This window comes from Pseudomonas sp. R62 (genome assembly GCF_000257605.1).
GTDB lineage: Bacteria > Pseudomonadota > Gammaproteobacteria > Pseudomonadales > Pseudomonadaceae > Aquipseudomonas > Aquipseudomonas atacamensis.
Genome location: NZ_JH635998.1, coordinates 625,306 through 636,132 on the forward strand (window position 1 = coordinate 625,306; position 10,827 = coordinate 636,132).

The 10,827-nt window shown below is 58.1% G+C and carries 7 protein-coding genes and 1 pseudogene; 2 read left to right on the forward strand and 6 right to left on the reverse strand.

The features are described from left to right. Nucleotides 1-101: pseudogene (locus OQK_RS30365) on the forward strand (AbrB family transcriptional regulator); the annotation flags it as partial. 108 nt (nt 102-209) lie between these two features. On the opposite strand, the gene ung reads toward OQK_RS30365, so the two are convergent. Beyond that, nucleotides 210-905 (reverse strand): uracil-DNA glycosylase, encoded by a 696-nt coding sequence (gene ung / locus OQK_RS04325; RefSeq protein ID WP_016771280.1) that lies wholly within the window; start codon nt 903-905, stop codon nt 210-212. A 132-nt stretch (nt 906-1,037) separates the two neighbouring features. Here ung and OQK_RS04330 point away from each other — a divergent pair, with 132 nt between their 5' ends. Continuing rightward, on the forward strand, nt 1,038-2,150 hold the full coding sequence (locus OQK_RS04330) for an enoyl-CoA hydratase/isomerase family protein (protein ID WP_016771281.1): 1,113 nt from the start codon (nt 1,038-1,040) through the stop codon (nt 2,148-2,150). Nucleotides 2,151-2,218: 68 nt separating this feature from the next. Here OQK_RS04330 and OQK_RS30980 read toward each other — a convergent pair whose 3' ends face one another. The 5 genes from OQK_RS30980 to OQK_RS04350 all read right to left on the reverse strand — a co-directional run bounded on the left by OQK_RS30980 (nt 2,219) and on the right by OQK_RS04350 (nt 10,455). Then, nucleotides 2,219-3,637, reverse strand: coding sequence for a calcium-binding protein (locus tag OQK_RS30980; protein WP_016771282.1), 1,419 nt, complete (start codon nt 3,635-3,637; stop codon nt 2,219-2,221). 69 nt (nt 3,638-3,706) lie between these two features. Beyond that, a complete protein-coding gene (locus tag OQK_RS04335) occupies nt 3,707-7,750 on the reverse strand; it encodes a calcium-binding protein (protein WP_238537142.1) in 4,044 nt (1,347 codons plus the stop codon). Nucleotides 7,751-7,752: 2 nt separating this feature from the next. Then, complete coding sequence (locus OQK_RS04340; RefSeq protein WP_238537143.1) at nt 7,753-8,547, reverse strand: hypothetical protein; 795 nt, start codon at nt 8,545-8,547, stop codon at nt 7,753-7,755. A 67-nt stretch (nt 8,548-8,614) separates the two neighbouring features. Next, nucleotides 8,615-9,853, reverse strand: a complete 1,239-nt coding sequence (locus OQK_RS04345; RefSeq protein ID WP_016771285.1) for a glycosyltransferase family 4 protein — start codon at nt 9,851-9,853, stop codon at nt 8,615-8,617. Nucleotides 9,854-10,050: 197 nt separating this feature from the next. Continuing rightward, nucleotides 10,051-10,455, reverse strand: a complete 405-nt coding sequence (locus tag OQK_RS04350; protein ID WP_016771286.1) for a hypothetical protein — start codon at nt 10,453-10,455, stop codon at nt 10,051-10,053. Nucleotides 10,456-10,827: the final 372 nt, after the last annotated feature.

Genomic DNA, 10,827 nt, shown 5'->3' on the forward strand with positions numbered 1-10,827 from the left:
CGGTGCCGCTGGTGACGGCGATGCAGGTGATGCGGCTGTTGTTTGTGCTGTTTCTGGCGGAGCCGTTGTTCAGGTATTGGAATCGTCATCCAGAGTCCTGACTGATCGTTCCCACGCTCTGCGTGGGAATGCCTCAATGGACGCTCCGCGTCCGCTTTGGGACGCAGAGCGTCCCGGGCTGCATTCCCACGAGGAGCGTGGGAACGATCTCAGGCGAGAGGCGGCAAGCGCCAGTCGATCGGCGTTTCGCCATTCTGTTCGAGAAACTTGTTGGTCCGGCTGAAATGCCCACAGCCCAAAAACCCGCGATACGCCGACAACGGCGACGGATGCACCGAGGTCAGCACCAGGTGCTTGGTCGCGTCGATCAGCTTCTGCTTGCTCTGCGCATGGGCGCCCCAAAGCATGAACACCAGATGCGGCTGCCGCTCGCTGACCACCTCAATGATGCGGTCGGTGAAGTGTTGCCAGCCCTTGTCCTTGTGCGCGTTGGCGTTGGCGCGCTCAACCGTCATGGTGGTGTTGAGCAGCAGCACGCCCTGTTCGGCCCAGCTCTGCAGGTAGCCGTGGTTGGGAATGTCGATATTGAGGTCGCGCTTCAGCTCTTTATAGATGTTGACCAGCGACGGCGGCGCCGGCACGCCCGGTTGCACCGAGAAACACAGACCGTGGGCCTGGCCCGGGCCGTGGTAAGGGTCCTGGCCGAGAATCACCACTTTCACCTTGTCCAGCGGCGTGGAGTTTAGGGCATTGAAAATCATCGGTCCCGGCGGATAGATCTCCTTGCCGGATGCCCGCTCCTGCTGCAGAAAGCTGCGCAACTCTGCCATGTAAGGCTGGTCGAACTCAGCACGCAGTGCCTCCTTCCAGCTCGGTTCGAGTTTGATACGGTCGTCAGCAGTCATGGTCATTTCCGGCAAAAACAATGGGGCGAACCCTAGGAAAGCCGACCACGCTTGTCAATTGATCTGACGCAGATCCGGCACTTTCCCCCATAGCGATCATACTGTTCGCTCAAATTCCCGATCGAGGTCACGATGAATCTGCACTTCGAAGAACTAACCGGCACCGACGGCGCCCGCATCGGCATCGCCAGCCTGGATGCCGAAAAATCGCTGAACGCGCTGTCCCTGCCGATGATCAATGCGCTCAGCGACAAATTGAACGCCTGGACCACTGACCCGCAAATCGTCTGCGTGCTGCTGCGCGGCAACGGCGCCAAAGCCTTCTGCGCCGGTGGCGAAGTGCGCAGCCTGGTCGAAGCCTGCCGCGCTCACCCCGGCGAAGTGCCGCCGCTGGCCGCGCAATTTTTCAGCGCGGAATATCGCCTCGATTACAGCCTGCATACCTATCCGAAGCCGCTGATCTGCTGGGGTCACGGTTATGTGCTCGGTGGCGGCATGGGTCTGCTGCAGGGCGCGAGCACGCGGATCGTCACGCCGAGCAGCCGTCTGGCGATGCCGGAAATCACCATTGGTCTATATCCGGACGTTGGCGCAAGTTGGTTTCTCGCACGATTGCCGGGCAAGCTCGGCTTGTTTCTCGGTCTGACCGGCGCGCACATCAACGGCCGTGATGCGCTGGATCTGGATCTGGCCGACCGCTTCCTGCTCGACGAACAGCAACCGCAATTGATCGAAGGCTTGCTGCAATTGAACTGGCAGGAACAGACCGCCATGCAGCTCAACAGCCTGCTCAAGGCTTTGCAGCAGGAAGCACTCGAACAAATGCCCGAAGCGCAGTGGCTGCCGCGTCGTCAGCAGATCGACGAAATGCTCGATGTCAGCGACGTTGCCTGTGCGTGGAAAGCCATCAGCCTGCACCGCGACAGCAGCGATCCGTTGATTGCCCGCGCGGCGAAAACCATGGCCGAGGGCTCGCCGCTGACCGCGCATCTGGTCTGGGAACAGATCAGCCGCGCGCGGCACATGTCGCTGGCCGAAGTATTTCAGATGGAATACACCCTGAGCCTCAATTGCTGCCGTCATCCGGAATTCAGCGAAGGCGTGCGCGCGCGTTTGATCGACAAGGATCAGAAGCCGCACTGGCACTGGCCGGATATCAATAACGTGCCGGATGCAGTGGTCGAGGCGCACTTTCACAAGGTTTGGGAGGGGCGGCATCCGTTAGCGGATCTGACCCAGTATTGAGGTGACGCGAGGCCCGCGATGGCGACTGGATTGCCATCGCGGGCCGGCTCAATCGGTCGTCTTGTTACTCAGACATTCAGTTCGTAGAACTCTATTATTTCCATCATCGCCCGCTGCGCTTCATCGTCGCCCTTTATCAAAATATCCTCGACATCCCTCAGTGGCGGAAGCGGGTGCAGACGTTCGGCAATTTGCGTCGCGCTGTAGTCCTGCGTCGCTGTTCCTTCGCTGACTCTTATGAAGCCAATAGCGCTTTCACCAGCGGCAAAATGACTGGAAACCCGGATTTTCGGCGCCATGCCGTAATCCACCACGATCACCAGATCATCGCGCTCACGATGAAACTTGAGGTTGTCGATCGTCAGCCTGCGCTCGGAAAAATCGATCCCGTCCAGGCCGCCTCCGTTGTTGATGATCACGTCTCTGCCGAGGCCATCGTATCGGTAGATATCATTTCCAGCGCCGCCGGTCAGCGTGTCATTGCCCGGCCCACCCACCAGCAGGTCGTCACCGAGGCTGCCCGTGAGCACGTCATCCCCGTGCATGCCTCGGATCTCCCCCGCGCCGCTTATCGTGTCGTTGCCACGACCGCCTACGAGTGGCAGCGCTCGTCCGTCTCGCAAGGAAGTTGAACGGGTGGGATGGTTGACGATGACACCCGTACGAAAAGTCTCGGGCGCAGGGCCGAGCTGACTTGATTCCAGGAGCTGCTTCAAACTTGCGACCGACCCATCGGCGAACTTGACGAGCTCAATACCGGCCCCCTCAAGTTCACCGTTGTGGGGCAAGACGATGCGGACTTTTTGCGTCCCGCCCCATTGGATATCGAGTGTCGAATGAAGCATTTTCGCTCTCGGCGGGTTGCGGTAAGCCGCGCGATCCGGGTTGGGCTCCAGCTCGACATGGGTGGTCTCTATCAGCGCAGCACCCCAGCTCAATTGCAGTGCATCGCGCTGCGCGCCTGCGGGAAGAACGACCGTGTCCTGATCGATCAATCCGTACTCGTCTTTCCACCCCGCTACGCCAACTTCTGCTCGGTGGAAAACAGGGTTGAGCACGTCCGCAATCGTGGTTGTCGCCCCGGCATGCGCTTGCACGACGTAGGTGTCGGCGCCGTCTTCGCCGTAGAGCCAGTCATCACCCGAGCCGCTGAGCAGATAGTCGGCGCCCTCGGAGCCCAGCAAGGTATCGTCACCCGCCCCGGCGGATAAAAACGCGCCCGGTGTTCTGTCGCCGACAGTGCCGTAGTCAAGTGGGGAGCCTGCATAAGCGACGATCAGATCGTCTCCCGCGCCGCCGTGGAAAACGTTTTCCACTTCGACGTTGACTCGCCCGCCGGCATCGTTGCCATGGACGATTTTGCGTTTGATCGTTTCAGTCGTGACATCCCAGCGAAACGCCTTGGGCACTGTTGCGCCCGAACTGAAGCCTGCCGCCGGATAGACGTACCAGCCTTCAAGCGCGCCGGATTCCTTTCGGTCCTCCACCAATACGTCGCCCGTATTGAATGAAAACCCGTTGGCCGAGCCGGATCGATAATAGCGAGGCGCCTGACTTCAGGAGGCGATTGCTCCCTCGGCTTTCACCGGTTTATGTTCGACACGGGTTGTGGTTTTCGACTGCCTTTCACTGACTACGGCTCGCCCGCCATCAGCCTTCATCCATGGCGGCGTTTCCGACAGTGTTCCTGCGTCGACGCTGTCCTCGCTCAGCTCGGTGTGAGTGGTGTAACCGGTGTCGGTGGTAGTGATATGGCTGCGCACCCAAACGCCTTGCTCATTCAAGGTAAAACCTGTGGCGTGTTTGCGGGCGGAGCGTTTTGACTGGATTTGCGCGAGGAACTCATCGGTCCAGTTGACCGCTTGAACAGACGCCACCGGGCCATGCGCCGCAGCGGTGACATCGTCTGGCTGAACCGGATCCGCAACTTTGCTTTCAGGGGTTGCCGGGGCGGTGACAGGTTCCGGTACGGGTGGCTCGGACATCTCTATCGGTGGCAGTGTTTTGCGCAGGACATCTGCGTAATCCAGTACCACGCCGTCGCTGAAAGTGAATGTGGAAGACTTCCACTTCTCGTGATTCTTGATGAGTATCGCGTCGCCCGTGCCATTGGCCAGTCGCAACACCGTGCCGACGGTAACTTCGATAACGTCGGCCTTCAGGCTTTGCGCGCAAAACCCTGCACCGAACCTGATGATGTTGCGGCCGCCGACATCGGTGACGATATCCAGACCGTCGCCAGCGCCGAAATAGTAGATGTCAGCGCCATCCATGCCATCCAGCACGTCAGCACCGGGACCGCCATCAAACACGTTGTCGCCAGAATCGCCGCGAAGGTAGTCCGTCCCTTCCCCGCCCAGCAGGGTGTCGCTGCCACCACCTCCGAGCAGCGTGTCGTTACCTGAGCCACCGTGCAGATAATCGGCATTGTGCTCGGCCTCAGCGCTGTTTTCGTAATCGCCGGCAAGAATGTCGTCACCCGCGCCGCCGTACAGCGTGTCGGCACCGAAGCCACCCTGTAAGGTATCGTTTCCTTCGCCGCCCTGAAGCACGTCATTGTTGCTTCCGCCCGGTTGCAGATCAGATACATCGCCATCGAGAAAATCAGCCCCTGAGCCACCCGCCAGCGTATCCGCGCCACCCATACCGCGCAGGGTGTCATCCCCCGCGCCGCCATCGAGAAAGTCGTTGCCGTGATAGCGAACCGGATGCTCAGGGCTGTCGCCAATCAGATCGTCATGGCCTTCGCCGCCGAAGAGCAAATCATCGCCACCGCCGCCCCAGAGCGTGTCATCGCCGGAGCCACCGTCCAGCAGATCATCGCCAAAAAAAAGCGCGGCATCGCCTTCGACGCCGTCCAGTACGCCGTCATCACCCTGCAAAATGTCGTTGCCAGGGCCGCCATACAAAGCGTCGCTGCCACCGTTACCGCCGAGTGAATCATCACCACTGCCGCCGTCCAGCACATCGTTGCCATGGTGTCTGCTGGGCAGGCCACCGCCCCAATCGAGGTTGTCACCAAGCATCACGTCGTTGCCGCTGCCACCGGCCAGGGTGTCGTTACCTTGATCGCCTTTGAGAAAATCGTCGTCAGCGCCGCCGTCAAGCAGGTCCTCACCCCAGCCGCCGTTGATAATGTCCTTGCCGCCCTGCCCATACAGCACGTCACTACCGCCCTCGGGCGCACTGTTTATCGAGGCCTTTGAATAGACCGCTCGGTGACTGGTCACACCGCGAGCAATCGTGACGGCAGCGCGTTTGACCGCCCAACCCTGCTCCAGCGCACCGGTGGTTTCGTCTCCGGATAACACATCGTCGCCAGCACCACCGATCAAGGTATCCCGGTCATTGCCACCGAGCAGAACATCTCGGGATGCCGTACCGATAAGCAAATCGTCACCTTGCCCGCCGTCGAGCCAGTCTCCGCGATTCGCCTTGCCCTTGGCGTCACCGTCGGCCATAGCTTTTTCGAGCGTCGTCTGCTTGTCGCCGAATAACCGATCGTCTCCAGCCTTGCCGAACAATCGATCAGAACCACCCAGGCCGAGAATGACGTCGTCTGCGGCGGAACCGTACAGTACGTCGGCCTTGTTGCGCTGTTTGACCTTGGGCAGCAGCACCACGTTGCCCAGCTCATCAAAGGAAGGCTGATCGCCGGGGACAGTGGGATCAGCGTCTTTGGCTTTCCAGTCGCCCTGAAGCGTCAAATCCGCAGCAGTGAGCGGCTGCCCCTCATATTCAGGGAGGCGAATGCCAAGCATCCCGGGCTGAAAGTTCTTGATGACCACCAGATCGCCCTCGCCATATTTGATGTTGAGGGTGTGTTCAACAAGCGTCAGGGTGATGGACCGATCCTCGGTAGACCAGATATTGCTCAGAGGCGCGCGGCGTTTGAGTGCGGGAATCGGTGCGCCGTTGATCCACAGCTGCCCATCGGCGTTGGCATCAAGAATCTCGTCGAGGCCATCGCCGCTGGCGAATTCATAACGGTCGTTGCCTTCGCCCCCGATCAAGGAGTCGTTCCCCTTTCCTCCGAGCAGAACATCGTCACCGGCCATCCCGTACAACTCATCATTGCCGTCACCTCCGGTTAGCGAGTCGTTACCGCGACCACCTTCAATGACATCGTGACCGGCCATCCCATGGATCGAGTCATTGCCCACGCCGCCATACAGATGGTCGGCATTTGCGCCGCCGGCGAAAGATCGCCCACCGTCATCACCGAACAGGGCCAGCGGGTTCAGCACTCCGGTGGTCATCGGCGCCTGTTTGCCTGAGGCGAGATCGAAGTAGGAAAGCTGCTGCAGCGAGTGTTCGCCAAACGAGCCTTGGGTACGGGCAATCAAACGGGCGAGCATCTGCGCACGATCCGCCAGCCACTGCGCGGTGATAAAGCCTTCGCCAGTGTGCGGATCGTAAAGCTCGAGGTTGCGATCGGGATAACCGTCGGCTCGTTCTATGACGACTTCACTGAGTTGCTGCAAAGAGTTGCGCAACGCCAGACCGAGCGGCGTCGCCTCGCCTGCCAGTTTCGCCCATGCATTGGCATTGCCGAACTCGCCTATTGCCCGGGTGACGATGCTTTGCGACTGCTCCGGGGAGAATGCCGAGAAGAAGGCGTAAGCGTTGCTGGCGAAGGTTTCGTTGGTGGTGGGTATGGCAGCAGAATCGCCGTCGTAAGTGCGCTTGAACATGTCGAGAAATTCGTTCTGGCCGTAGCGCAAGATCAGCTCGACCACGGCGGCAACAGACGTGCCTTTGACTACATGCTGAATCAGCGGATTCACACTGCCACTGGCCAGCGCGATGTTGATTTGCTCGGGTACGACCGATAGCAGACTTTGCAGTGGATTGATGCCGAAATTGCTGATCGCCGCTTGCAGGCCGACGCTGTAGGCGTCGATGGCGAAGAGAATGTTTTTATAGTCGTCGAGCCGGTTGGGCTTTGCCTGAGTGGATGGGCCGCCATCTTCCGCATCCGGGTCGCCCGCAGAGGTCAGTCTCCACGTTTCATAGGGAGGTTTACCGCCCAACAGGCTGAAACCGACTGTTCCAGACCAGCCGGCGTTACGCTTAACGGCGGTGTCGTCCTCCCCGCAAACCTCCTTGAACAGCGCCTCGCCAATCGCGCTGGCGTCGATTTCAGCGATCTGGCTGATTGACGGAACCGTCCAGGGTGCCAGTTGACCGGCAAGGGATCCGTTGATCAGGGTATTGATGAAGTTGACGGCAACCTGGTTGGATGAAAGCTGCATCAGGTCTTCACTGAAAATTGTATTCAGTCTGAGTTCACCCTGGCGTGAGGTGTAACCACGAATCAGGGCAGAGTAGGCACCGTTTCCACCGTTGGCATCAATGGCCACGGCAAGCCAGAGTCTGGCGCTTTTCAGCACCTCTCCAGCCTCTTTATCGGCAGCTGCAACGTCAGAAACTTTCTCACCAATAATATCGAACAGCTTTTGGTACAGGGGGGCGCAGCTTGCCCCTGCTAATTTCAGTGCATCGTACTGAAGTTGTTTTGAGCGCAGCCTCATTCCTTTGCAAATATTTGCTGCGTTGAAAATCTCTGATTTTTCCATATCGCTGAATACATAACTCATTGTTACTTCCTTGTAATAACAGAGCGTGAAAGATAGTCACTGAGATATTTGAGCATCTCAGGTGCTTCGCGTAATGACGCTAATCCGAGACCTACGCTACCGTGCCCCCCGGAAAAGTCGAAGTTATCCAGATTGATATTGCAGAAGAAATTCAGTTTGCCGAAATCAAGATTTTCCAATTCAGCTCTGCTGAACCTTGCCAGTTTCTCGTCAGTCAGCTTTTCCTCCGAAGCCGGGCGAATCAAGCCGTCACAGTTGATCAACCTAGGGGTTCCATCTCGCCGCGGCCAGCCAGTAATGACAAACGTTCTAACCGAATCTTCATTCTTGAAATGCGGCGGAGGTGCATCCAGCCAAATCTCCAGTCCCGGATAATTCTTTAGTTTCACAATCAACTCATCCGGCCAGTTGACGTGCCGATAACCCCGCTCATGGGGTTCGGTGGTTTCTTTCCTGGTAAAAAGTCCGGCATTCAATTTATAGAGCCGCCAACTTTTGGGGATCGACTCTGCGCGCTGATCCTGGTACCGGTGCAATCCCGTTCCGGTCCACCAGAAAAGCCCCTTCAGAGCAATTGCCAGACACGCTTTCTTGTTCACCATTTCAGGCATGCCTACATAAAACTCAGGGACTAGCGTCTTATCTATATAGGCGCCGCCTAATATTGGCACTTGCTGCATGCTCGCCAGCTTGTTCTGGCAAGCTTTCTCGTTTGCCTGGTGAATAGCCGCCGACTCGGCAGTTTGTTCTTTGCGAATATAAAATTCCGCTACGCAATAGCAGAGATAAAAGAACACCCCATACGTCAATAACCTTTTAACCCACTTGATCGCCTGCTTACGCGACTTCCTGGACATTTCAAACCTACCGCTCAAACTGCGGAACGGTTGGTATGTCGTTATGCCCGGATATCGCGCTTGCAAAAATCTCAAAATACTGGCTCACGCCCGATTCCACACTGAACCGACCTGCCGTCAACTTCGCGGCGCTGGCAAGTCCATCGTACTCACCTGCCGACTTCAAAACCTTGCTTACACTTCTGGCAACTCCTTGATGGTCGAAGAAATCCACCAACATGCCATTGGCCCCATCGACGATGACTTCCCTTACCGGAGCCGTGTCCGACGCAACGACCACACAACCAGACGCCATCGCTTCCAGTAACGACCAGGACAAGACAAACGGATACGTCAGATAAACATGGACTTTCGAACACTGCAGAACCGCTCGGTAGGTCTGGTAAGGGAGTTTCCCTGTGAAGTGCATTCTGGAGTGATCGAAACTGACCTCCGCCTCCATCCTGCTGCGCCAATCCGGGTACCCGACCGGCTTACTCCCATAACTGACACCGTCACCGCCAACCACGATGATCTGCGCATCTGGGCACTCGGCCTGAATAAGCGGGATCGCTCGCATGAAACTGTGAAAGCCGCGATAAGGCTCAAGGTTTCTGGCGACATAGGTAACGATCGGCTGTCCGGCTCTAAGTTCGACCCCATTGGGCAATCTGACTGCCCCGACCTTGGCCAGGTCAGAAGTTTGAACGACACCCTCGTGAATGACCCGAATAGCCGACCGGTAAGCGGCTGGAAACAGGCTGCGCTGCCACTGGGTAGGCGCGATTGCGATATCACATTGTTGAAGATTCAACAGATGCAGCGAGTTGAGCACTCGCAGCCGTGACGACTCCCTTGCGGCTCGCCGGAATTCAGGGTCGAACCCGCAGTCGGCGCCCTGCGCTCGATAGTAATACTCGCAATAGTGAATCAGCGGCGTATCGGCATAGACATCCTTGGCAAACAGCGTCTCGCCCCATCCAGGATGACCAAGAATCACGTCTGGCTGATAGCCCGAACGTTTCAGCCTGCCCAGGATTTCAAAAACCTTCTGCCCGTCGATCACCGCTTGTTCGTAGCGGATCAGATACGGGTGAATATTGCCGGGCGCTCGGCTGGTCGCTCGATATCGACAGGTGTTCACACCGGCGAGGCCCGGTGCCGTGTCCCGGCCTATCGCCACAACCTCATCACCGCGCTCCAGCGCTGCCAGCACCACATGACGGAACTGACCGGGAAAATTTTGATGAATAACCAGTAGCTTCATAGCGCTAAACGTCCATTTTTCGCCGCTATCGAGCTGAGGATTGCTCGCCTCGTTCGGCATCCATGAACGCTAACAAACACCACGAAATGAAACTGTAGGACGCTTCCGGGATTGCCTTGGGAGATGGCCCACGGAAGGACTTTTCGACGGGCAAAAAAAAGCGGCGCATCATGCGCCGCTTTTTTATTTGCGGTCAGTTACCAGCGGTTGCCACGGCCATTGTAGTCACGACGACCGCTGTGGCGATCGTAGTTGCCGCGACCGCGGTGGTCATTGTCCCAACCGCCGCGACGGTGGCCGTCCCAGCGTCCGCGATCGTTGCCGTGCCAGCGACGGCTTTCGTAATGACGCGGGGCCGGTTGATAGTGCCGAGGCGCCTGGTAATAACGCGGTTGCTGGTAGTACCGCGGCGCTGGCTGGTAGTAGCGCGGCTGAGTGTAATAAGTGCCGCCGCTGCGGTAATAGGAGCCGCCACCGCTGTAATAGGCCGGTGCGGGTGATGTGTAGACCTCTGACCTGTAGTAGCTGTCTCCATAGGAATAAGGAACGCATCCGCCAAGGGAAAAAAGCATCACGGCAAGCAGTACGATTCGGCGATACATGGCGGCCTCCTGGACCGCGGGTTGGCCACACCAGCGACGCTGGCAGGCGACCGTCAGCAATTGCTGACTGTCGAAGAATCAGACAGCGATTTCAGAATCTGGTGCGTTCCTGCAACAAGTTGAAACAAGTGATTATGAAATCTTGTTTATCCGCAAAATCAGCGACCAGTGATGCGTAAACGCGCTGCATGACGGTGCAACCGCGCACCACCACGATGCGCTGTCGCTCGCCACGCTCACCTCGGCAATCCAGCAGATCCCCGCCGCAGAGGCCTCGGCGCGACTTGGCACGCCTCTCGCTTTAGCAAACCCGTGCAGGAGTCATCACAGGTTCGCGGCACCACAATTTGCAATGGCTGACTAGGGTTCCGG

What these genes read in the sequence shown, in the direction of transcription:
- OQK_RS04335 (WP_238537142.1), bottom strand. Translation starts at nt 7,750, where the DNA reads ATGAGTTATGTATTCAGCGATATGGAAAAATCAGAGATTTTCAACGCA.
- OQK_RS04330 (WP_016771281.1), top strand. Translation starts at nt 1,038, where the DNA reads ATGAATCTGCACTTCGAAGAACTAACCGGCACCGACGGCGCCCGCATC.
- ung (WP_016771280.1), bottom strand. Translation starts at nt 905, where the DNA reads ATGACTGCTGACGACCGTATCAAACTCGAACCGAGCTGGAAGGAGGCA.
- OQK_RS04345 (WP_016771285.1), bottom strand. Translation starts at nt 9,853, where the DNA reads ATGAAGCTACTGGTTATTCATCAAAATTTTCCCGGTCAGTTCCGTCAT.
- OQK_RS04350 (WP_016771286.1), bottom strand. Translation starts at nt 10,455, where the DNA reads ATGTATCGCCGAATCGTACTGCTTGCCGTGATGCTTTTTTCCCTTGGC.